Raw genomic sequence first — 23,189 nt, forward strand, 5'->3', positions numbered from 1 at the left:
GCGCGTGAAATCGCCTTGCCACACGACTGGCATTGAGAGATGAAATCCGCTCAGGCACTTAGCTTTCCCCGCCCTGCAGCAGGATCTGTTTCCAGACCGAGGTTTCATCAAACAACGTGTATTCCCGCCGCAGGCCCGGCTGACCGCTGATCACCGCTCCAAACTCAGCATGGCTGATCCCCAAAACATAGACCTGTGCTCCGGTCGGGGCGCCAAAAACACCCCATCCGTCATGCTTGCCCCACAAACTCCAGCGAAGTGCAGCGCGTGGCGGCATACTCGGATCTTCCCGCCCAATCTGATGTTCGATCCTGAATTCTGCATTGGGGAAACTGGCGCGTAACCCCATCCAGAAACGATCGACCGCATCCCAGCCGTGACCAGTAACCCCGCCTACGTATTCCGACTGAACAGCGCGGTCATATTCCGCTTCGACTGCGCCCAAATCAGCATTCATGATCCGGGTCAGAATGTCGGCATAGCGCTGTCCCCATTCATTGTCATTACCACGGCCTTTATACGGCCCGGGTTGATCATTTTCCGGAGTCAGGGGGCGGATGCAGTTATCCGGACCGCCTTCGCGCGCAATCAGGTCAGCAGCATACTCCCTGGGTTCCCAGCCCATCTGCCGCACAATCGCGCCCTGATCCCGGATCAACCATTCGTCGTTGATCTGGTTGTTAATGGCGTGACAGTCGGCCAGAATCCGGTAACGCAGCTTGGTCCCGGTCGGTTTGCCATAAACGCCCTCGGCCAGATGCGTCGCGGTTGATAGGATCCGATGAGAGCTCAGCATCCCATCTTCCGGTGTTCCAGACCAGATCACATCCTCGCCCAGCAACTGCCGATCCGGAAACTCGGCCAGCGTTGCCATGGTCGCGCCGATTACATTCTGATTGCCCAGAACCACCGACCCGGGTGAACGCACGGCGATATCTTTGCTGTAATAGTCGTGCAGTGTGGCGATGCCGCGATCTTCCCAAATCTCTTTGGTGATACCGATAATATAGTCGGGAAAATCCCGGAACTTCGGGTCGAAGCCTTTCATGTGTTCGTCCTTTGCGGCGTCCAGCCTTTGGGCAGCCGGGCCGACGTGCGCACGATCAGTGGCCCATCAATCGCGACCTTGCGCGCTGCGGCAGCTGCCGGGTTTTCTATGTGGTTCAGCAACGCGTCAACGGTTTCGGCAACCATCAGGTTGGCCCGCTGACGAATGGTGGTGAGGTTATAGGCAAGCCAGCCCGCCTGCGGGACATCGTCATATCCGACTACGGATACATCCTCGGGTATACGCATGCCCAGCTCGAAGCGAATGACGTCCATGACAGCCAGCGCCATGTGATCATTGGCGACGAACACCGCGTCAGGTCGTTTTTCCGGTTCAACATCAAACATGCGGCGTGCCGCCAGACGCGCGTCTTCGGTCAGGAATTCACCTATTTCATACGCGTACAAATCCTGACCCGCATCACTGAGTGCGGCGCGAAACCCAGCCTCGCGGTCTCGCTGGGTTGAGGCACCCTGCCAACCGGCAATGTAGGCGATGCGACGGTGGCCTGCGGCAATGAAGAACTCGGCAACCTTGCGACCGCCGACGTAATTGTCGGACGTCACCGAGGTGATCCCATCGATATCCTGGCTGCGGTTGAACAACACCACCGGCACGCCCGCCTGCTGGCATCGAGTCGCTATATCCGACGACATCGCGACCGAGGCCAGAATGACACCATCCACCTGATAATCGAGAATTTCTTCCATCACGTCGTCAATGTTTCCAGCGGTTCTGGAGGCCATGAAGATCAGGACGTGATAGCCCTGCTCCTGCAGCTCATTCGACAGCTTCTCAAGCGCTTCGGGGTAGAAATAGTTGTCCAGGTAGGCAACGACCAGACCGATGATGCGGCTTTTGCCCGACACCATCGCGCGCGCCAGAACATTGGGGCGATAACCAAGCTTTGTCGCGGCCTTGCGCACCTTTTCTTCAGTCTTTTTGCTGACCGAGGCACCCGGCGTGAAGACACGGCTCACCGCAGATTGGCTGACCCCGGCAAGCTGGGCGACCTGAAGGGAAGTTACTTTCTCAGCCATCAGTCCGCCGTCCAACCTCCGTCAATCAGCATCGACGTACCGGTGACCAGTGCCGAGGCGTCCGAGGCGAGGTAGCGCACAGCGCCCATGATGTCCTCGACCTCACCAACGCGATCCAGCTTGATCTTCTCCATGATCCACGCGGAGCGTTCGGGGTTGTCGAAAGTGGATTGGGTCAACGGCGTTCGAATGAAGGTCGGGCAGACCGTGTTGATCCGAATGCCCTGTTTACCCCATTCGATGGCCATGGATTTGACCATACCTTCGAGCCCATGCTTGGTTGCACAATAAAGCGCCCTGTCGACACCGCCCACATGGCCCATTTGACTGGAGATATGAATTATGGACCCCGGCTTGCCAGCATCGATCAAGGCACGCGCAGCGTAGGCGGAAAGGAAGTAGGCGGAACGCAAATTGACGCCTGTAACGACATCGAAGTCTTCGGGTGTCGTTTCAATTGCGGGGCTATGACGTGCGATTCCGGCCGAATTCACAACGACCTCGAAGTTTTGCGTTTCGAAAAGCTGTTTCAGCTTTCCCAGATCGCCCTGGTCCAGCACAAGCGCCTCGGCTGACCAGCCCTGCCCCTGCAAAGCAGCCACCGTATCATTCAACCGGTCCTCGCCTCTGGCGGCGCAGACGACATGCGCGCCTGCTTCGGCCAAAGCCACTGCACAGCCCTGCCCGATACCCGAAGAGGCTCCGGTCACAAGGGCGGTTTTTCCGCTCAGGGAAAATGAAGGGGTGCGCGGCAATTCGGTCATCAGCTCATTCCATCCGGTATTTCAATGCGGCCCAGGTTGCGGGCTTTATTGAATTCCCGCAGACGGGCAAAGACGTCAACGCCAAGCTGGCGGTAGGCGTCCAGAAGATCGACCAATACCCAGTTTTCTCGGATACGGCCATTCTCCAAACGCCAGAAATCGAGGCTGCGCATGGTGATCTTCTTGCCCGCAGGCGCGATGCCCATCCAACCGTCATCTGTAACGGTTTGGATCATGTTGGGCCAACCGGTCACAGCCGCGTATTCCCCGTCACCAAAGAAATGATAGGTGATGTCGTCTACATATTTCCCGCGATCCGGCATACCGTTGAGAAACGGGATCTGATGCCAATTGCGAAAGCCCGCAATACCACGTCCGGTGCCAATGCCCGAAGGACCGTACCAGTTCATACGCGGGTGCCAGAACCGTTCCATCTCCATCACCTCGGGGCCACCTTCGGATGGGTGCTTTTTCAGATGATCGAGCATGTCGATGATGTGCTGACACGTCTGTTTGCCCTTAGTTTCATCATAAGGACCAGGGACAAACCCGTCCTGAGTGGCAGGTCCGGGGATGTGCCATTCACGGCCCAGGCTTGGTGCCATCGGCCAGGCGTTCGCCTGCATCATAACTTCGGGAATGTCCCATAGCGCCTGCATCTCGACAATCTTTCCGTTTTCAAAACGATAGAATTCATGAAATCGCATCGTGACCTGATGACCCGTCGGCGGGATGTCCATCCACGAGCCGGTGAAGGTACCGGTGTAGTACCCACCGCAGCCGACCCAATCAGAACCGAATTCATCCGATCCGGACATGACGATGTAGTCGCGGCGTTCCAGATCGGGCCAGGCAGCCAGCAAGTCCTTGTAGGCACAGTCGTAGAAAGCGTCGCTGCCGACGCTGTCACCAAAAGGATGACACAGGTGAAAAACGGCATCGGGCACCGTCACCTCGGCCAGCGACTGGCGCACGCCAACTTCGGAAAAATCATACATCGCGGCCCTGAGCAGAGCGATCAGGGCCTTGTGCTGTGTATGCCTGTCACTCATTCAGCAGCATCCCGGTACGGGGCGGGCTTACCGTACGGCACGTTGATGCCGCCATAACGGCGCACGCGAACGTTGCACTGTTCGGCGTGCCCAACAAAGCCCTCCAGCATACACAGACGCGAGCCGTATTCGCCGATCAGCGTTGCCGCCTCATCGGTCAAAACTTTCTGATAGCTGTGAGTTTTCAGGTACTTCCCAACCCAAAGACCGCCCGTGTAACGCCCGGCTTTCTTGGTGGGCAGGGTGTGGTTGGTGCCGATCACCTTGTCGCCATTTGATACATTGGTCCGTGGTCCAAGGAACAACGCGCCGTAGCAGGTCATATTTTCAAGGAACCAGTCATCGCGGTCCGTCATCACCTGCACATGTTCCGAGGCAATATCATCGGCGACTTGCAACATCTCATCATAAGTATCGCAGACAATCACCTCGCCATATTCGTCCCACGACACTTTCGCAGTGCCCGCGGTCGGCAGAATGCCCAGCAAACGATCGACCTCGAGCAATGTACTCTCTGCCAGTTTGCGCGAGTTGGTCAGCAAAACGCAGGGGCTGTTATACCCGTGTTCGGCCTGCCCCAGCAGGTCAGTCGCGCACAGCTCCGCGTCTGCTGCGGTTTCGTCCGCAATGACCATCGTCTCTGTCGGCCCTGCAAACAGATCGATACCTACACGGCCGAACAGTTGCCGCTTGGCCTCGGCCACGAAAGCGTTTCCAGGGCCGACCAGCATGTGCACCGGGTCGATGGTTTCAGTGCCCAGCGCCATCGCGCCAATCGCTTGAATACCGCCCATAACATAGATCTCATGTGCCCCCCCCAGATGCATTGCGGCAATCACCGCCGGGTTCGGTTTACCCTTGAACGGGGGCGTACAGGCGATGATCCGAGGCACTCCAGCCACCGAGGCTGTCGCCACCGACATATGGGCCGAGGCCACCATCGGAAACTTGCCACCTGGGACGTAACAACCCACTGACTGCACAGGGATATTCTTGTGCCCCAGGATGACGCCCGGCAGGGTCTCGACCTCGATATCCAGCATCGAGTCGCGCTGCGCCTGGGCAAAGTTGCGCACCTGTTCCTGCGCGAATTTGATATCGGCCAGTTCGCGGTCGGTCAGTTGCCCGATCAGGTCATCGATTTCCTGCTGCGACAAGCGGAAAGAGGGCGGCGAGTAATTGTCGAACTTCTCGCTCAGGTCTCGCACAGCGGCATCGCCTCGGGTTTCGATATCCTTCAGCGTGGCTTCAACCACGGCTCGGGTTTTGGCATCATCTTCCGCCCGGTCGGCGTCAGACTTACCGCGTTTGAGATACTCAATCGCCATTTTCCAATCCTCAGTTTTCGGGCCGGGGCGGAAGTTTTTCCCCCCGGTCAAATGCTTCCCAGCCTTCGCCGTTGAAGAGGTCCACGCCCAATTGCGCCGCAACATGCGCAAAATCTACATTCACCCAGTTGTCGACGATCTTGCCGTCAACAACTTTCCAGAAATCCATGTAGCGGATCTCGACCCGCTTTCCGGTTGGCGCGATGCCCAGAAACTCACCCGAATGGGTCGCTTCCTGACGGCCGAAGGCAGCCGCCCATTCACCCATGTACAGGCGTGCCTCATCAATGCAGGTCTTGTCCGAGAACGCCGCCTGAAACGGGCGCTGCCAGTTGTCCTGAAATTCTTTCAGGCCGGTCTTGGTGCCGCAGCCTTGATTGCCCATCCAGCGGAAGCCTTGGGTGAAGAATTCTCCGATATCGTCAATGCGGTGGTCGTTAAGGCCGTCGACCATGGTTTCGATCACGCGGCGCGTGTCTTCGGTTTTACTCATGTCCGTGTCGCGGGTTAGAACCGCTTGTTCGGGACGGGAACCTTTCATCTTTCTATCCTTTCAGGGTGCCGGGGTACGAGATGGGGAAATGAAACCCCTAGACTCAGAAAGTCCCTCGGCATCCTGTTCAGCGCCGGGTGGCGCGACATGGCGTTATGGCGCGAGTTACTGCTCATCAGCCTTTGACCGCCCCGGCTGTCAGTCCGCTCACAATCTGGCGCTGGAAGATCAGAACAAGGAAGATCAGCGGCGCAGTGATCGACACGGCTGCGGCAACCGCGACCACTTGGTCGGTTGTTGTCGTCTCGCGGTTGAACATGCCGACGATGGCGGGAACCATGGTCTGGTTCTGCGCATCCAGCAGCAGTGCAGTGACAAGAAAGTCGTTATAGGCCAGCAGGAAGCTGAACAGGCCAGTGGTGATCACCCCCGGCCACATGACCGGCATGATCACGCGCCGGAAGGCCTGGAAGTGGCTGCAACCATCAACGCGGGCGGCTTCGTCCAGCTCTGCCGGGATATTCTGGAAGAACGAACGCAGCATCCAGATCGTGAATGGTTGATTGATTGCGACCAGAACGGCGATCACCGCAAATGGCTTGCCGTAAAGTGTCGGTGCATTTTCACCCAGGATCGGGGCCAGCCATTCAGCCGAGTTGATGAACACCGGCAAATAACCAGCCACCAGCACCGAATGCGGCAGCGCCCGGAACACCAAAGCGACAATCAGGATCCAAAAAGCTAAAGTTGATCCAGACCGTGCCAGACCATATCCCGCCAACGTGCCGACGGTCAGCGACACGGTCACCACACCTGTTGTCACGATCAGTGAGTTCTTGAAGTTGTTTGAAAAGCCCCGGTCAATCCAGACGGTCTTGTAGTGTTCGGTGGTCAGGCCAAGCACGTCCTGACCCAAGGGGCCGAACCACGGGTTCAGCACGTTTAAAACGGCAGGCAGGACGACAAAGAACGCAAGCAGAAATCCAACCAGGACAACCAGCGCACCGATCACCCAGCCAAACCATTCTTGCTCGGGCCTTGTGTAAGACTTCACCATCGACGGCAGTTTCTTTGTGGCGATCACAACGGTTGCCCAAATCACCGCAATGCCCAGAATGATATCCAGCAGCGACAAACCTTTGCCAACGCCCAGTGTGGCGGGCCCAAAAATCACGTTTAGCGCGTTGCTGTCGAAGGCATCGACGGGTGACTTGAAGCTCATCACCACGATCCAGAAGATCGGGAACGCCGCGATCAGGCACCACAGCGCGAGGAAGATATTTGAAGTCAACCGCAGGCCGAAAGGCTGGCGAAGCGCACGCGAGGACATATCAGTGACCTCCTTTATGATCACGCCATGTGCGGCGCAGTGGTAGGATAAGTAGGATCACAACACCGATCATGGTCAGCATTGAGTTGGCCGAGGCCCGACTGATCGACCGGTTGCCCGCCTGATCCGGCGTCAGGTAGTCGAAGGTCAGCCATTGCAGCGAGATCACATAGCCTTGGCTCGAGAAACCTACGATCTCTTCGAAGACGCGGTAGCTGTCCATCAGGTGGATCATCGATACAAAGATGATTAGCGGCATCAGATGCGGGATGACGATGTATTTCAGCCGCTGCCAACGGGTCGCCCCGTCAATCACAGCACTTTCAAGACTATCCTGATTGACCGTTTGCAGACCGGCATAGAAAATGATCGCTGCAAAGGGGGCGACGTGCCAGACGCGATAGAGCATCATCAGAATTTCGATGGTCCATGCCTGGGCAAACAGGGCTATGTCACGGTTCAGCCACCATTCCATCATCGCGGTGAGAATTCCGTCACCTCGAAATAGCCAGTTGATCGACAGAACACCAATCACCGGGGTGATGATAAAAGGCAATAGAGAGACGAATATCACCGGACCGCGGATCGATCGCGCGGCATTGTTGATCAGGATCGCAATCCCAAGCCCGCAACCGACCACAAGTGGCAGAGTTATCAGCGTAAATGTCAGTGTAAACCGAAGGGCTTTCCAGAAGTTGATAGTCGACAGCACGTGCCAACTGCCATCGCTTATGGCACGCCAAGCACGCTCAGGCTCCAGAACGTTGCGATAGCTTTGCAACCCCACATACTGGGTTTGCGTGATGATCTCACCATGCTCATCCAGCTTTGGCTGCGACACCTTTTCGGTCACACAGCTCTGGGTCAGGAAGCCGGGGGTACAGGTTTCTTTTTCAACCGTCTCATAAATCGGCTGGGTGACATAGAAACTCTGCTTGAACACGCTGACCAGCGGGAACGCGATGAAGAGAAGCATCATAAAGACAGAGGGACCGACAAAAGCGGCAAATGTCCGGAAATTCATGGCTCTGCCTTTCTAATGGTTCTCGAGGGAAAGGGATGGGAGGACCGGAGCCCTCCCAAGAGAGGATCAGTTGCTGATCAGACCCGCTTCTTTCGCGGCAGTGACGTAGTCTGCCTCGATATCGGCCAGCGTCGTCTGCGCGTCTTTGGCACCGGTCAGGTAGTCGGCCAGTCCGTTACCCAACGAGGTGTGCATGATGCCCATAGGACCGGAAGCCGGGTAAGCCTTGGCACCGCCTTCAGCGGACGCTGCAGCACCTGCAGCCAAAGGACCTGCCGAATAGGCCGTGCTCAGCCATACGGCGACATCGTTGTTCGCACTGACCATATCGGTGTCCATGCCCTCAAGTGCGACGCGGAAGGCAGCATCAGCCTCTTCGTCGCTCATGTTCGAAGCCAGAACAATACCGTCCCACCAGATTGTGGTCGCCGGAACCGCTGATCCCATTGGAGCCGCGGCCATGGTCACCTTGCCCACCACCTGGCTTTCAGCTTCGTCGTTCATCGCGGCCGCACGGCTCGCCCACAGGTTCGCCATGGCAATCTTGCCCTGCTGGAACTGCTGCTGAACATATGTCGAGTCGGAAACCAGATATTCCGGGTCCATATACTCGGTCATGGCTTTCAGGGTTTCCAGCGCCGCCACGCCCTGCTCGTTGTTGATTGCAGGCATGTTGCCGTCACCAAAGAACGATCCGCCCTCGCCGAGGTACATGTTGATGAATTCCTGACCAAGGTTCCAACCGGTCTTGAACGTCCCGCCAATGGGATAGTCCATGACGCCGGCTTCCTTGATCTTGGCAGCTGCGGAAAGAACATCGTCATATGTTTTGGGCTCTTCGATGCCCAATTCAGCCAGAACATCGTCGCGATACATCAGGTGCTGCGCATTCACCATCATCGCGATGGCCATGGTCTTGCCATCGACTTTGATCAACTGATTGGGCAGCAAATCCTGACCGTACTTCTCGACCAGATCGTCTAGCGGACGGATCGTACCGGCGTTGAGCAAAGGCACCAGAGTTGCGTTCGAAACACCGCCGATCTGATAAAGCGCCGGATCAGCCGCAAATGCCTCAGGTTGCTTTTCGCGGAATTCCTGGTCCAGCGAGGCACTGAAATTGCCGCATTCCGCCATCGCATCGGTGACCGCTTTCCAGGCTTCAAACCCGGCGGACAGCGACTTCAATGGCACGTCGTTTTCGAAGGCGCATTCCGCCCATGCGCCGGTGGCGGCGATGGACATGGCACCTGCCATAAGGATCGTCTTGAGTTTCATGCGTTTCTCCCTGTCAGGATCGGTCCGTCGTCGACGTCCGGACCGGTGTTAAGCCCGTTTGGGCTGTTCGTGGGGTTGTTCCCCAATCCGCGCACCGCTTTCAGCTTCAAAGAGGTGACAGATTTCTTTTGGCACCGAGAACGAGACCGTCTCGCCAATCTCGGCGCGGAAGGCTTTATCGGCTTTGACCGATACCAGTGCACCGCCGACCCGGACCGAGATCATGGTCGCGTCGCCCAGCAATTCCAGCGTGTAAATGGGTGCTGTGATCTGACCCTGCCCTTCGGCAAGGCTGGCGTCTTCTGCGCGGAATCCCAGTGTCATTGGGCCGTCCGGAGCATCGACTGGAATTTCGACATGCTCGGCTCGGAACACGCCACCCGAAACCTCGCCATCCATCAAATTCATCGCGGGTGAACCGATGAAGCTGGCCACGAAAGTATTCGCCGGCATGTCGTAGATTTCCGTGGGGCTACCCACCTGCTGAACCACGCCCTGTTTCATCACCACAACGCGGTCGGCCAAGGTCATGGCCTCAATCTGGTCATGGGTCACATAGATGGTGGTGACTGCCAACTCATGGCTCAGGTTCTTAATCTGCGCCCGGGTTGAAACCCGCAGCTTGGCATCCAGGTTCGACAGAGGCTCGTCCATCAGGAACACGTTGGGTTCGCGCACGATCGCACGAGCCAGTGCCACGCGCTGTCGTTGACCGCCCGACAGTTCAGCGGGCTTACGATGCAGGAAATCGTCCAGCTCGACCATCGCGCTGGCGCGGCGCACCTTTTCGTCATGGGTCGACGGGTCGATCCCTCGTACTTTCAAAGGAAACCGGATGTTTTCGTAAACGTTCATATTCGGGTAAAGCGCGTAGCTTTGGAACACCATCGCAACATCGCGGTCCTTGGGTTCCAGATCGTTGACCACGTTGCCATCGACCAGGATTTCACCCTCAGTCACATCCTCAAGGCCAGCAATCATGCGCATAGTGGTGGTCTTGCCGCAGCCCGAGGGTCCCAGCAGCACCAGAAACTCGCGATCTGCAATCGTCAGGTCGAAATTGTGGACCCCAACGAATGAGCCCCACCGCTTGCCGACGTTCCGCAATTGAATTTCCGCCATGGTGCCCCCTGCAAGGAATCATTTTGCATACGTTTGCAAAACTGTAATTCCCAAATAACAAATCAGGCAAGACTTTTTTGCATACGTATGCAAAACTACCCCAAGCACCCGACTCACTTTGGCCTCGCGCCGCTCGTAAAACAACTGACCACAATGGCAAATATCGTGACCTTTCAGACAGAAAAAAAACTTGTCTCCGCGTTTCACTCCGCGTTGGATTCCGCGACGCAGCAGGAAGTCCCGGAAGTTATAAGCCGCTTCTGCACCGCAGAACTGAAGTGGCGCGGCTTCCATCCATTCAATGAAATCAATGGCGCCGAGCAGGTTGCCCGGCAATTCTGGGAACCCTTAAAAAGCAGCCTGACTAACATCCAGAACCGTGTAGATGTCCTGTTTGCCGGGCAAAACTCACTACGGGAAGCCTCTGACGTTTGGGTCGTATCCATGGGGCATCTGATGGGGCTGTTTGACCGACCCTGGCTAGGCATCCGCCCAACTGGCAAGCTGGCATTCCTGCACTATTGTGCATTTCACAAAGTCGCGGGGGGCAAGATTGTCGAAACCGCGATGTACTTCGACATACCGCACCTGATGGTTCAAGCCGGACAGAACCCGTTTCCCCCTCAAACAGCGGCGCATCTGGTGCAACCTGGACCAATGCCGCATGATGGCCTGCTACTGACCGAGCAACCCATTGAAGAAGGCCAGAAGACGCTGGCGGTCATCAATGCGATGATCTCGGATCTAGGCCAATGGGACAGTGGATTGTCGCTTGAGGATGAATTGGCCCGGACATGGCATCAGGACATGATCTGGTGGGGACCCGAAGGGATCGGCGCGACATACACGATAGAACGCTATGCCAAACAACACTCCGGACCGTTTCGTGCAGCTTTCTCAGACCGATCAAAAACAAATCACATCTGCCGCCTGGCCGAGGGGCACTATGGTGGTTTCTTTGGCTGGCCAAACTTCACGGCCACCCCATCTGGCGGATTCATGGGCATGCCTGCCACTGGAAAACCCGGCGAATTCAGGGTGATCGATATCTATCGCCGCGCAGGCGACAAACTGGCCGAGAACTGGATCTTCATCGACCTGTTGCATTTCTGGAAAGGGCAAGGTGTCGATATTCTGGAACGCACCACGGGGATCGAAACACCATGAGAATAGATGCGCATCACCACCTGTGGGACCTCACTGCAGTTAACTACCCCTGGCTCATGGAAAAAGGCGTCGCGCGCTTTTTTGGCGACCCTTCGCCTATACAACGCAACTATTTGCTGCAGGAATTTCGCGCAGACGCCGAAGCCGAGGGTTTCGGCGCCTCGGTGCATATTCAGGTCGGCGCGGCCGACCCCTGGACCGAAGCACAATGGGTGCAGTCCATAGCCGATCAGTTCCCCGACTGGCCGTTGGTGCAAGTGGCGTTTTGCGATCTGACCGCTGACGATCTGGACACGCAGCTCGACCGGCTTCAAACCTTGCCTTCGGTGCGCGGCATTCGCCAGATCATTGGTCGGGCTCCGGGTGAGGATGCAATCACAGGCACAAACGCACTGCTTGAAGATCCAAAGTTTTTGGCTGGCCTTAAACAACTGGGCGCGCGCGGCCTTTCTTTTGATCTGCAACTGCTGCCCGCGCTTATGGAGCAAACCGCAAATGTAATGTCCCGAGCTCCGGAAACCCAAGTTGCTCTTTGCCATGCAGGATCCCCCCATGACCGAACGGCGCAAGGATTGCAGAACTGGGCGGATGCGTTAAAGGGGTTGTCAAACCTCCCGCAGGTCTACTGCAAGCTCTCCGGCCTTGGGATGTTTGATCATGGCTGGAGCGCAGAGAGTGTCTCGCCAATCGTTTCAACCTGCTTGTCACAATTTGGCGCTGATCGCTGCATGTTCGGATCGAATTTTCCGGTCGATAGCCTCACGTCAACTTACAAAGACCTAGTGTCCCGACAACAAGAACTCATTCCGTGCCCGCTTCAAGACGCTGTGTTCCATGACACATCAAAGCGCTTCTACCGTTTTGACCGGTGAGAAACATATGCACCAGTATCCTCGGACGTCACTTCCAATTGACCGCTTTGTCTACGCAGCAAGTTGCGGCGTCCCACCCCGCCCGCCGATTACAGGATCAAAGGGGTGTTTTATTCCCATGGACATGCAACGAGAGCACTATGGAATGTCATGAAATCTGTGGCTCGATCGACCGACAGAACCGCATGAATTTGGGAATCGCGACTTTCAAATCTGACTCAATCAAAGGTGGCCCAACCCCATACAAACAGCCGTTTTTATCGAAAGACTAACTCATATCCTTGAGCTCGGCCCACAGCGCGTATTTTGAATATTGCGCGCAACTAGCCCGGCTGGAACAACTCGACAACATTTCCTGATGGATCCTCGCAGAGTATTTGCTTGCCACCTGGTCCCGTGGTGATGTCGTTACGAAAGATTGCGCCCTGCTCGCGAAGTGAAGCGACCAAGGCCTTGATATCGTCGACAACCAATACACACCTGTTCCACCCACCAGGCTCGGGTTTTGCCCCGTCTGGCATAGGTTTGGACGCTGAGGCGACCGGGCCAGCCAACCAGAGTTCAAGGTCATCTCGCCTTATGATGGCCATCGCCGGTCCGTATTGCTCGATTAACTCAAACCCCAGTTGTTCGCAGTAAAAGACCAACGCCTGATCAACGTCTGACACAATGTATCGAAAATGAGCCATCGGCATCCTCCGTATAGTCGCGAACTATACCACAATCGGCGGCTTTGTTCCGGGGGCAGCGAACTCGACCGACACAGACCTGGGAAGAACAGTGTTCTTATTGTTCGCGCATCACAGTAGGGTGTTATGTGAACAACCTTAGGGCGGTAGCATTACTTTCCAGGGTTCTCGCCGCTCGAGTGTACAGAATCACAGATACCATGCCGAATAATGCGTCGAATGCAGGCGATGTGATTTGTGACCCGGTCGTTCTGATCCGCGTCTGGACCAACTACTAAGTTTGGGTCAGGTTCGTGCGACGTTTAACAACATTGTGGAAGTTCACCCTTCGACAACCGAGCACATGGAGAAAGCGCTGCCTTCCTCCTCGGGCAACCCTTTTAAACAGGGCGGCGTCCTCGGCTGCGCCTGCGGGCCACCCCGCGTGCGGTTCGGGGGTATCTGGACACGCTCGACGAGGCAGCCTTCGGCGCTGCGACACCCCTAAAGCTCAATTTCACGTCCTATTCCGATCCGGCAAGCCGAGGTCGGGTCGACCAAGACAATGCTGGATCGGGTGAAGGTAAAGCTCGATCTGCATCCTGAGAAGTTGATTGCAGACACTGCCTATGGCTCTGGTCCCATGTTCGACTGGTTGGTGGATCGCGAGATCGTACCGAATATCCCAGTCATTGACGAAGCCGGGCGTACGGATGGCACGTGGTTTCGTGCAGACTTCGAATGGGACCCAGAAAACAACCAGTACGTCTGCCCTGAGGGCGAAACGCCGAAGCAATTCCGCCGCAACTACCCCTCATGGGGGATTGTTGGGCCTCGGACAAAAGCAAAGAATGAAGGCGGTCACACCCGATTTCAGACCGCATAATCACGAATAGATGGTGAAGATGACGAAAGTTTCGATCAATCCCCAACGCTTGTGGTCCCGATTGATGGACATGTCCGAAATTGGTGAGATTCCGAACAATGGAAGTTGCAGGCTTGCCTTGTCACAGGACGATGTTGATGGCCGGGAACTGTTTCTTGCATGGTGTGAATCCCGCGGGTACCCGGCAATGTTCGACAAGATCGGAAACTTGTTCATTCGCCGCAATGGAACTGATCCCGATGCGCTCCCCCTCGCCATCGGATCGCATCTGGACACACAACCAAATGGCGGCCGGTTCGATGGCATTCTTGGTGTTCTCGCGGGCCTGGAGGTTCTTGAGACATTGGATGATTTCAAGATCAAAACTCGTGCACCGATAGACCTTGTCGTCTGGACCAACGAAGAAGGAGCCCGGTTTCAGCCTGCGATGATGGGTTCTGGCGTGTATTGCGGTGTTCTTGATCTGCCGAGTGTTCTTGCAACCACAGATGATCAAGACATCTCGGTCGCTGAAGAAACGACACACCATGGGTATGACAAAGGGTGTCCCCCGGGATTTCAACAGATTGAACGGTACGTCGAGCTGCATATCGAGCAAGGTCCAATTCTGGAAATGGAAGACAAGGCAATCGGGGTTGTCACCGGGGGGCAAGGTATCCGTTGGTACGACGTCAATCTAACTGGTGAGGAAACTCATGCAGGGCCAGTGCCCATGCGTAGTCGCCGCGATCCCGTACCCGCGTTAGCGCCTGTTGTCGAACTGGTCTATCGGATCGGGCAGAAGGATGAAAACGCGCGCGCAACTATTGGCAAAGTCGAGACACATCCAGGGTCGATCAATGTTGTGCCGGGGCAAGTATGTCTGAGCGTTGATCTGCGGCACCCAAATGAAGCTGACTTGGCGGCTATGCAAGAGGCATTTCTCAATGGGATCTCTGACATTGCGTCAGAACATCCGGAGCTAGAGGTGAAAGCAAAATGTCGTTGGCATTCTCCCGTGGTTCAGTTCGATCCAGAAATGGTGAGCAGGGTCCGCGAGGCAGCCAAACAACGAAACTTGCCTTCCATGGAAATTGTTTCCGGGGCAGGACATGATGCCTTCAATCTGGCGCAGATCGTACCCACAACCATGATCTTCGTTCCCTGCCGTAACGGGATCAGTCACAATGAACTGGAGTATACCAAGCCAGAACATGCCGCCGCAGGAGCTAATGTCCTGCTGGATATGGCGTTGCGCTTTGCCACAGCGAACCATGGCGCCCTGCAATTGCAGGAGTAAGGAGTAGAATCTTTACACGTAAACCTTGACGACACCGCAATACTGAAGAGATCCCCAATGACCCGAGCTTTCGTCCTCGCAACCACATTGCTCTCCCCATTGGCAGCGGGAAACGCGTTTTCGCAGCCCTTGGTTCTCACGGGTGCCGATGTCTACACCGTTAACGAAAATCGCGATTGGGCTGAGGCGGTCGGAATCGACGAAAACGGAATCATTGTCGCCGTTGGTTCAGAAGCTGAGGTTATTGCTGCTGTCGGATCTGACGCGTCGATCATCGACCTCGAAGGTCGCATGGTTTTGCCTGGTTTTCAGGACGCCCATCTTCATGCGATTGAGGCGGGTGTAAACGCAGCTCTTTGCGAATTCGAACCATTTGACAATCTGAACGGGTACCGGGACAGCGTCTTGCAATGCGCCGAGAATGATAGCACGGGCCTGTGGGTTCGCGCTTCGGGCGTTAACATACCGAACCTGTTGGATCTGCACCCAAACCCAGTTGAATTTCTGGACGAGTTGCTGCCGGACCGTCCCATATTGATCCTGGACGACATCGGTCACGGAGCTTGGGCAAATTCTGTAGCTCTGAAGGCGGCGGGGTACGACGTGTCTGGTGACAAGGCGAACGGCAATATCATTCTACGTAACGATCAAGGCACGCCAAACGGTGTGGTGCTGGAAAATGCACCGCATAACTTGCGCACCTTGGCATTCCTGCCAACCGAGGATCATCTGAACTTTGCCTACGATAGCCTGCTTGCGGCGGCAAATGACCTGAACCGGAACGGAATCACAACGGTTAGCGACGCTGGAGGGTATTGGCCGCAGGGGCATCACCGTGTTTGGGATTGGGCTGAAGAGGCGGGAGAGCTGACGGTACGTGCGTCAAATGCTTTCTACGTTTATCCGGACCGCCCCCTTGAAGAGCAGCTTTCCGAGCTAAAGGGGTTGTTTCACAACGACCCCGACCGTTTGGTTCGGTTCAATCAGGCAAAGTTTTATGTTGATGGGATTCTGAGCCAAGGAACCGGAGCTCTACTTGAGCCGTATGAGAACGACGCCGGACCTGAGCTTGGCTACCTCTACTTCCCAGGGGAATACTTGAATGAGATCGCTCATGAATTCAGCGCGGCAGGGTTTCAACTGCATTTTCATGTAACAGGCGATAACGGCGCACGGTTGGCGTTAGATGCCATCGCCCATGCGAACCAAGACTCAGGGCCGCACCGACTGACGCATCTTTATTTGGTAGACCCGGCAGACTATCCGCGATTTGCAGAACTGAATGCCATTGCTGATTTCCAAATCCCACCAAGCGCACTTGAAGATGATTACATCGACTTCATCGGCGAATTTATCGGTGACAGGACAGATCGACTATTGCCTGCAGGAGATTTGTTGAACGCCGGAGCCACCGTCACCATGAGCAGTGATTGGGATGCAGACGAGCTTAACCCGCTGATTAAAATCTCTGCGGTCGTCAGTCGTGAAACGAATGGCTTTCCAGACGTTGAAACAGCGATTGAAGCGATGACCATCAATCCGGCTTACTTGCTGCAGCATGATGACAAAACAGGGTCAATCGAAGTAGGTAAATACGCCGATCTGGTTGTGATCAGCGAGAACATCCTGGAGTTACCGGTCAGCCAGATACCCTCTGCCGAGATCGAAGCCACGTTGCTTCAGGGTGAGCCTGTTTTTGACGCCAATGGTCTATTTGCAGAATAGACTTCAATCGTAGTACGGATCGCTCAACTTACGATCGAGGTAAACAAGCGGGTCTTTCGTTGCATTTGCAGGCGTTCGAGAAAGCGCCTCGAGAAACAGGGAAAACAACTCGCCCTGTGAGGCTATGCCCAGCTTTGCGTGAATACGCTTACGGTGGACCTTGACTGTCTCGGGGCTGTTGCCCAGTTCGCGCGCAATGGACTTGGACGAGTGGCCCTTGAGAATAAGGCGAACAATCTCTGCTTCACGTTCGCTAAGAATTGATGTGGCAAAGCGCTCGAAGGACTTGTTGAGGTGCTGCCCGATGCGTCCGTGACCAATGACGGTTTCCGGATCCAGTCGCGGCCAATGCCTTCGGCAAAGGGCACCGACGCAAGGCAGCAGTTTTTCCAGCGCCAATCGGGCCTGTGGTGATAACTGAAAACCCTCTTCTCGGCTTCCCAGTGAAAGAACTAGGCACGCGCCCTGATCGAAGCGGATAAAGAGGCCGGTTTCATCGAACAACCCGGTGCCTGAATAGAACGTCTGGTAGTATTCTGAGGTCAGAAAATCATCTGGTGCGCAGTCATTCAAAGCCATGACTCCGTCACCGAAACCCTGCCGAAACAGGTTGTAAAACGGGTCGAACAGGTAAGCAAAATCAAGGTATGGCTTGATTGTTGCACCACAGTATTGATCGTCGAGGTTGTCGAATAATTCGACCGGCGAGTGTGAGGGAAAGAACGCAGTCACAAAAGTGCTGTCATAGCCCGAGTTGGACTGGCACAGAGCCGCAAGCGCGCCAAGAAACCCTTCGTGCCCAACCTTTTCTATGACCGTGGCCAAACCCGCTAGGGTTTCGGTCGTTTGAGCCCGATCAATTCCTGACACGGAATTCGCTGGCGGAGTTCCAATAGCATCATTGTTGATCTTTAGACTAAGCATATCCAACCTCCGTTTTTTGACCGTCAAGCGGGCTGCTGTTGGGTCATGCAGTGAATGCCACCACCGTTCCAACAGATGTCCCGGATATCGACCTGAACGATCTGGCGATCGGGAAAGGCCTTCCTGAAGGTTTCGACAGCCGCATCGTCTGTCTCGGGGGTGCCAAAGCTGGGCAGAACCACACCGCTGTTTGCAATGTAACAATTCACATATGATGTAGCGGTGAACTCGCTCTCGTGATGATAGAGGTAAGCCTCGTTCAGCAGCGTAATTTCGATTTCATTGCCGCCTGCATCGGTTTGCCCACGCAACGCTTTCAGGTTTTCCCGACAAACCCTTTGATGAGGATTTTCGTTGTCAGGGTTGTCCTCAAACAGAACATGACCCGGCCGCGTAAAGGTCAGAACACCGTCGATGTGACCATCCGTGATCCATTCGTTTTCATCGCCGGGCAACCAGATAACTTTGCGGGCGCCGATCGCGTGAAACAGCTCGCGTTCGACATCTGCCTTGGTCATTCCCGGGTTGCGGTTAGAGTTGAGAAAACAGGTTTCCGTGGTGATCACAGTTCCGCGCCCATCGCTGATCAAACCGCCCCCTTCGCCACATAGGGGCGACTGAAAGCATGGAAGCCCAAGATGGGATACCAGCTTTTCACCAATGTCCCTGTCGCCGGGCTCAAGTGGGAACTTGCTGCCCCAGTTGTTAAACAGCAAGTTAGACCCGACGGTCTGACCATTTGCATTCTGCACAAACAAAGGCCCGGTATCCCGGAACCACAGGTCATCCTGATCCAGCGCAATCACATCGATGTGCCCTGGCAGTTTCCGACGTGCCAGTTTGAAAGCATGGGGTGCTGCGATCACGCGCACTTGCTCAAATTGGGAGATCGCACTCGCAATCGCGACAAACGAATCCTGAACCTTTGCAATGTCTCTCCCCCAAGTGTCGGGATGATCGTCGTGGACCCAAGCCATCCAGCATGCGGCATGACGTGCGGTTTCGGCCGGCATCACAAAACCCAACTCCCCGGGTGTACTGCTGGTCAGGGTCTGGCGCAGTTCCTTATTCATGACTTTGGCTCCTGTTGCGTGATGCAATGAATGCCGCCACCACCGATGGCGATCGATGGGATTTCGACTTGGGCAACTCGGCGGCCTGGCAGGTATTGCTCAAACACTTCACGGACCAAGTCATCTTCTGGCAGGCCGTATTTCGGCATCACCACACCAGCGTTGCAGATGTAGGAATTCACGTATGAACGGCAGAACTTTTCGTTATCCGTTGCAAAATCCGCCGCATCCGGAACACGTATCAGTGACAGCGGGCGTCCTTTGGCGTCGGTCTGGTTCTCAAGTGCCGAAATGTTGGCGGCATTGATGTCATGCCACTCGTGATCCACAGGTCCTTCGCCTTCTACCAGAACCACACCCGGCGCCAGAAAGGCGGCGATGCCATCGACGTGCCCGTCGGTTTCCGTTTCTTCAACGTTTCCCGGGAGCCAGATAACCTTGTCGCCACCCAGCATCTCTTTCAACTCGGTTTCAATATCGGTCCGTGTCCAGTCGGGGTTGCGGTTCAAGTTCGGGAAACAGCTCTCGGTGGTGAGAATTGTTCCTTCACCATCGACACTGACCCCGCCGCCTTCAGCGATCAGGTCTGACACGAACTTACGCACTCCGGACTTTTCGAGGATCGTTGATGAGACTGTATCGTCACCCGCAAACGGCGCGTATTTGCCACCCCAAGCGTTGAAGCGGAATGAGGTTCCGGCCTTGTTGCCCTCTCCGTCGACGAGGAAGCAGGGGCCTGCATCACGTGCCCAACTGTCGTTGATCGGGTGCTCCAACAGTTCAATATCACTGCCCAACAGATCACGCGCGACAGCGATGTCTTCACGCCGAACCAGCATGGTCAATGGCTCAAACTGGCGAATGGCGTGGGCCACATCAGTGTAGTTTCGGCGCGTTTCCGAGATGTCGTCCCAAACCTCAGCGCGTGATGGCCACATCATCCACGTCCGTTCATGATCTGCCCATTCTGCTGGCATGTGAAATCCGGCTTGCTTTGGTGTTTGCCGCTGCACGTGTGGCTCCGATCTTCAATAGCTGTGTCTTGTTTGGAGTCTATTCATTAGATACAGTGATGGACAAACGCGTAATTCTTGGGAAAATCATTAGTACAACTCATGAATAATCCCTACCGCCTCCTCCCACCGCTTGGATCGCTTGTAGGATTTGAAGCTGCGGCGCGCCTGGGAAGCTTTTCACAAGCCGCGGATGAGCTACACGTGACCCAGTCCGCGATTTCGCATCAGATTCGCACGTTGGAAACGCATCTGGAGCAACCTCTGTTTCACCGCGTCGGGCGTGGCATCGAACTTACTGATGCCGGTAGAGATCTGTATCGAACGAGTTTGGAAGCGCTAGAAACTGTGCGTCAGGGCGTTCAGCGGCTTGATGCGTACTCAAAGCCAGGAACAGTTGTCGTGCAGATTTTGCCGGTTGTTGCAGCCAGTTGGTTCATGCCGAGATTGGCTGAACTCAAATCATCAAATCCGGAAGTAGAACCATGGCTGTACACAGGCGAGCTGACAGCCGAATTGGTCGATACGGAATATGATATCTCATTTCGTTACGAACCGCCGCAAATTCCAGATGAAATCGGGACCCAATTTCTCTCAGAGCGGCGTGTTCCACTTTGCGCCCCAAGCCTATTGGAGGCGTTTCATAGCAGCCCTGAAACCGCCCCCCTTATTCATGATGAAGAGCCGGATGATTGGCAAACCTGGTACATTCGTGCCGGGCTATCGCGTGAAAACTACTCGGCGGGTTTGAATTTCTCCGATCCCGTTTATGCACTGGATGCTGCCGCGCAAGGTCTCGGCGTCTATCTGGGAAACCCTGATCTGGCAGCGCCGTGGTTGGAAAAGGGGCAATTGTGTCAGGCAGGTGAACACTTACTGGAAACCGGCCGGATCATGTACATCGTCACCCAGGATCGTGATCTGCAACGGCCCGCTGTACGGGCCTTGTGGGACTGGCTGGTGGCTCACGCCCCTTCGGCAGACACGGCCACATCTTCGGGAAAGAAACAAGCTGACTGACGATCTTCGGCTTGTTCAACCAGTTTTGGAATCTCCGAACGACATCGCGCAGGACGCCCTTTTTGCTCATATAGCCAGCAGCGCGTGTGAAACGGGCAACCGCACGGTATGGCATCGTGCGAAGGCACATCACCCTTCAAAACAATTGGCTTTGAGCGCGCTTTGTTTTTGGCCTTAACGCGTGGCACCGCCGACATCAGCGCGGCTGTGTAAGGGTGCCTTGGATTGGCAGACAGAGCTTTGGATGGACCAGTTTCCACAATCTCACCCAAATACATGACGGCGATACGTTGGCAAAGGTGGCGTACGACTGAAAGGTCGTGGCTGATGAACAGCATCGCCATGTTTTCCTGAGTGCGTAGTTCATCCAGAAGATTCAGGATTTGGGCCTGAACTGATACATCAAGCGCGCTGACTGGCTCATCTGCCACAATGATCGACGGGCTGTTCGCAATGGCCCGTGCGATCGCGATGCGCTGCCGTTGACCACCGCTGAAATGTTGAGGAAACCGCGCCGCGTGTTGAGGGTTCAAACCAACCCGCTCAAGCAATGCTTGAACAAGGTCCATTTCGTTGCTTCGTTCTGCCGTTTTCTGAATGCGAAACGGTTCGGCCAACGTGTATCCAACGGTCTTTCGAGGATGCAGCGAGGAATAGGGATCCTGAAACACCATCTGCACCTGGCGCGCCAATTTGCGTCGGTCAGAAGGCTTGGTGGCGTCAAGTGCCTCACCGTTCACCACCAATGACCCACTCGACTGCTCGACAAGGCCAACGATCGCTTTTCCCAAAGTCGTTTTCCCACTGCCAGACTCGCCGATCAAGCCGAGCACTTCTCCGGGGTTTACGGACAGAGTGATGTTATTGAGGGCTCGGAATGTGGAAGGTGCTTCAAAAACCCCTCTTGGCGCAGATGACGCGAACTCGACTGACAGGTTCTCTATATTGAGTGCTGGGTTAGTCATGCGGTCTTCCTCTGAGGTGTCGTCCCGCTGCGCAAGTAGCAAGCCACCAGATGGTCACTCTTATCAATCATGACTTGTGGCGGCGTCGCCTCGGTACAGTTACCTACGGCCTCACTGCATCGATCTCGGAAAGCACAGCCCGAAGGGCGTTCCCAAATGGAGGGAGGCGCGCCTGGGATAGGAGTTAGCCGGTCCTGATCTGCATCCAGTGAAGGATGCGCACTGAGAAGGCCAATCGTGTATGGGTGTTGAGGGGACTCAAGCACCTGTTCGGTAGGCCCGCGTTCCACGTCCCGACCCGAATAAAGCACAATAACTTCGTCGCTCATTTGCGAAACGACGCCCAGATCATGAGTAATCAAGACGACCGCCATATCGAGGTCCCGAGAGAGAGCCTTAAGCAAATCGAGGATTTGCGCCTGAATGGTCAGGTCCAGAGCAGTCGTCGGTTCATCTGCAATCAGCAACCGGGGTTTGAATACAATCGCCATCGCGATCATCACACGCTGTCGTTGACCACCGCTAAGTTGATGTGGATAGCGCTTAAGCATTCCCTCCGGGTCGGGCATTCCTACTTGGGACAACACCTCGATGGCGCGAGACCATGCCTCTTTTGCGGGTTGCTTGCGGTGGGCCTGAACACATTCGATTATCTGGTCACCGATCCGCAAGACCGGGTTGAGGCTGCTCATAGGGTCTTGGAAAACCATCGCTATTTCAGTGCCCTGCAGATCGCGCAGTCTCTTTGGCGATAGCTGAAGAAGATTCTGGCCATCAAACTCAACAGCTCCGGAAACATTGAGAGAGCGCTTGTCCAGCAATCCCATAATCGCCATGGCTGCTGTGCTTTTACCTGAGCCGCTTTCCCCGACGATGCCTAGGCATTGGCCGCGACTCAGTTGGAATGACAACCTGTCCACGATTGCTGCAGACCGGGGTCCGTTACCGACTGAAACGGACAGGTTATCAACTCTCAATAGTTCCATTTGCAGAGGCGTTCCCATTCCGCGGAATTTGTGCAGTGGTGTTCCGAGCCGAGTTCCGGCCGTTCGTTTTTAATACATGGTTCTGCACTAGGCGGCTGTGCCCCATAGGTGGTATCGACAGGTTGGACGGCA

At 55.5% G+C, this 23,189-nt stretch carries 22 protein-coding genes and 1 pseudogene; 6 read left to right on the top strand and 17 right to left on the bottom strand.

All coding sequences use genetic code 11. The annotated features are described in order from the left end of the window. Positions 1 to 58: 58 nt before the first annotated feature. From GOW16_RS03240 to GOW16_RS23040, 11 genes are all read right to left on the bottom strand, one after another. Positions 59 to 1,048, bottom strand: coding sequence for a nuclear transport factor 2 family protein (locus GOW16_RS03240; protein WP_170410133.1), 990 nt, complete (start codon positions 1,046 to 1,048; stop codon positions 59 to 61). Continuing rightward, the gene (locus GOW16_RS03245) at positions 1,045 to 2,088 is read right to left on the bottom strand and encodes a LacI family DNA-binding transcriptional regulator (protein WP_217354471.1); all 1,044 of its coding nucleotides are present in this window, start codon (positions 2,086 to 2,088) and stop codon (positions 1,045 to 1,047) included. Before GOW16_RS03245 ends, GOW16_RS03240 begins: the two co-directional genes overlap by 4 nt. Next, entirely contained in the window at positions 2,088 to 2,852 is a 765-nt protein-coding gene (locus GOW16_RS03250) for an SDR family NAD(P)-dependent oxidoreductase (protein ID WP_170410135.1), read from the bottom strand. Before GOW16_RS03250 ends, GOW16_RS03245 begins: the two co-directional genes overlap by 1 nt. Further along, positions 2,852 to 3,904, bottom strand: coding sequence for an ester cyclase (locus GOW16_RS03255; protein WP_170410137.1), 1,053 nt, complete (start codon positions 3,902 to 3,904; stop codon positions 2,852 to 2,854). The genes GOW16_RS03250 and GOW16_RS03255 overlap by 1 nt, the downstream gene beginning before the upstream one ends. Then, positions 3,901 to 5,232, bottom strand: a complete 1,332-nt coding sequence (hisD, locus tag GOW16_RS03260) for a histidinol dehydrogenase (protein ID WP_170410139.1) — start codon at positions 5,230 to 5,232, stop codon at positions 3,901 to 3,903. Before hisD ends, GOW16_RS03255 begins: the two co-directional genes overlap by 4 nt. Positions 5,233 to 5,242: 10 nt before the next feature. Next, the gene (locus GOW16_RS03265; RefSeq protein ID WP_170410141.1) at positions 5,243 to 5,773 is read right to left on the bottom strand and encodes an ester cyclase; all 531 of its coding nucleotides are present in this window, start codon (positions 5,771 to 5,773) and stop codon (positions 5,243 to 5,245) included. Between the two features lie 127 nt (positions 5,774 to 5,900). Continuing rightward, positions 5,901 to 7,055, bottom strand: coding sequence for a carbohydrate ABC transporter permease (locus GOW16_RS03270; RefSeq protein ID WP_170410143.1), 1,155 nt, complete (start codon positions 7,053 to 7,055; stop codon positions 5,901 to 5,903). 1 nt (position 7,056) lies between these two features. Then, positions 7,057 to 8,079: a carbohydrate ABC transporter permease gene (locus GOW16_RS03275; protein WP_170410162.1), complete on the bottom strand. Its 1,023-nt coding sequence runs from the start codon at positions 8,077 to 8,079 to the stop codon at positions 7,057 to 7,059. A gap of 66 nt (positions 8,080 to 8,145) precedes the next feature. Next, positions 8,146 to 9,357: an ABC transporter substrate-binding protein gene (locus GOW16_RS03280; RefSeq protein ID WP_170410173.1), complete on the bottom strand. Its 1,212-nt coding sequence runs from the start codon at positions 9,355 to 9,357 to the stop codon at positions 8,146 to 8,148. A 48-nt stretch (positions 9,358 to 9,405) separates the two neighbouring features. Next, positions 9,406 to 10,479 carry an ABC transporter ATP-binding protein gene (locus tag GOW16_RS03285; RefSeq protein ID WP_170410175.1) on the bottom strand — a complete coding sequence of 358 codons (1,074 nt, stop codon included), beginning with the start codon at positions 10,477 to 10,479 and terminating at the stop codon, positions 9,406 to 9,408. An 18-nt stretch (positions 10,480 to 10,497) separates the two neighbouring features. Next, entirely contained in the window at positions 10,498 to 10,815 is a 318-nt protein-coding gene (locus GOW16_RS23040; RefSeq protein ID WP_368039869.1) for a hypothetical protein, read from the bottom strand. Between GOW16_RS23040 and GOW16_RS03290 the strand changes: the two genes are divergently transcribed. Continuing rightward, entirely contained in the window at positions 10,753 to 11,646 is an 894-nt protein-coding gene (locus GOW16_RS03290) for an ester cyclase (protein ID WP_368039868.1), read from the top strand. The two genes, GOW16_RS23040 and GOW16_RS03290, sit on opposite strands and share 63 nt — an antisense overlap. Continuing rightward, positions 11,643 to 12,518 (top strand): amidohydrolase family protein, encoded by an 876-nt coding sequence (locus GOW16_RS03295; RefSeq protein WP_170410179.1) that lies wholly within the window; start codon positions 11,643 to 11,645, stop codon positions 12,516 to 12,518. Before GOW16_RS03290 ends, GOW16_RS03295 begins: the two co-directional genes overlap by 4 nt. Before the next feature lie 323 nt (positions 12,519 to 12,841). Here the strand turns inward: GOW16_RS03295 and GOW16_RS03300 are convergent, their stop codons facing one another. Then, positions 12,842 to 13,207 carry a VOC family protein gene (locus GOW16_RS03300; protein ID WP_170410183.1) on the bottom strand — a complete coding sequence of 122 codons (366 nt, stop codon included), beginning with the start codon at positions 13,205 to 13,207 and terminating at the stop codon, positions 12,842 to 12,844. Between the two features lie 411 nt (positions 13,208 to 13,618). On the opposite strand from GOW16_RS03300, the pseudogene GOW16_RS03305 reads away from it, so the two are divergent. From GOW16_RS03305 to GOW16_RS03315, 3 genes and pseudogenes are all read left to right on the top strand, one after another. Then, positions 13,619 to 14,027, top strand: a pseudogene (locus GOW16_RS03305) (IS5/IS1182 family transposase); the annotation flags it as partial. A gap of 64 nt (positions 14,028 to 14,091) precedes the next feature. Beyond that, positions 14,092 to 15,351, top strand: coding sequence for a M20 family metallo-hydrolase (locus GOW16_RS03310; RefSeq protein ID WP_170410185.1), 1,260 nt, complete (start codon positions 14,092 to 14,094; stop codon positions 15,349 to 15,351). A gap of 57 nt (positions 15,352 to 15,408) precedes the next feature. Further along, positions 15,409 to 17,076: an amidohydrolase gene (locus GOW16_RS03315; RefSeq protein ID WP_170410187.1), complete on the top strand. Its 1,668-nt coding sequence runs from the start codon at positions 15,409 to 15,411 to the stop codon at positions 17,074 to 17,076. 3 nt (positions 17,077 to 17,079) lie between these two features. On the opposite strand, the gene GOW16_RS03320 is transcribed toward GOW16_RS03315, so the two are convergent. From GOW16_RS03320 to GOW16_RS03330, 3 genes are read right to left on the bottom strand one after another with little or no spacing between them, the layout of a single operon-like run. Next, positions 17,080 to 18,000 (bottom strand): helix-turn-helix transcriptional regulator, encoded by a 921-nt coding sequence (locus GOW16_RS03320; RefSeq protein WP_170410189.1) that lies wholly within the window; start codon positions 17,998 to 18,000, stop codon positions 17,080 to 17,082. 23 nt (positions 18,001 to 18,023) lie between these two features. Continuing rightward, on the bottom strand, positions 18,024 to 19,073 hold the full coding sequence (locus GOW16_RS03325) for an agmatine deiminase family protein (protein WP_170410191.1): 1,050 nt from the start codon (positions 19,071 to 19,073) through the stop codon (positions 18,024 to 18,026). Beyond that, positions 19,070 to 20,086: an agmatine deiminase family protein gene (locus GOW16_RS03330; RefSeq protein ID WP_217354472.1), complete on the bottom strand. Its 1,017-nt coding sequence runs from the start codon at positions 20,084 to 20,086 to the stop codon at positions 19,070 to 19,072. Before GOW16_RS03330 ends, GOW16_RS03325 begins: the two co-directional genes overlap by 4 nt. Before the next feature lie 102 nt (positions 20,087 to 20,188). Between GOW16_RS03330 and GOW16_RS03335 the strand changes: the two genes are divergently transcribed. After that, on the top strand, positions 20,189 to 21,106 hold the full coding sequence (locus GOW16_RS03335; RefSeq protein WP_170410193.1) for a LysR family transcriptional regulator: 918 nt from the start codon (positions 20,189 to 20,191) through the stop codon (positions 21,104 to 21,106). Here the strand turns inward: GOW16_RS03335 and GOW16_RS03340 are convergent. Together GOW16_RS03340 and GOW16_RS03345 are read right to left on the bottom strand one after the other, a co-directional pair. Further along, the gene (locus tag GOW16_RS03340) at positions 21,052 to 22,071 is read right to left on the bottom strand and encodes an ABC transporter ATP-binding protein (RefSeq protein ID WP_170410195.1); all 1,020 of its coding nucleotides are present in this window, start codon (positions 22,069 to 22,071) and stop codon (positions 21,052 to 21,054) included. The two genes, GOW16_RS03335 and GOW16_RS03340, sit on opposite strands and share 55 nt — an antisense overlap. After that, positions 22,068 to 23,075: an ABC transporter ATP-binding protein gene (locus tag GOW16_RS03345; RefSeq protein WP_368039864.1), complete on the bottom strand. Its 1,008-nt coding sequence runs from the start codon at positions 23,073 to 23,075 to the stop codon at positions 22,068 to 22,070. Before GOW16_RS03345 ends, GOW16_RS03340 begins: the two co-directional genes overlap by 4 nt. Between the last annotated feature and the right edge of the window lie 114 nt (positions 23,076 to 23,189).

Origin of the sequence: Ruegeria atlantica, assembly GCF_013033965.1 — a bacterium.
In the GTDB taxonomy this organism is placed as follows: Bacteria; Pseudomonadota; Alphaproteobacteria; order Rhodobacterales; family Rhodobacteraceae; genus Ruegeria; species Ruegeria atlantica_D.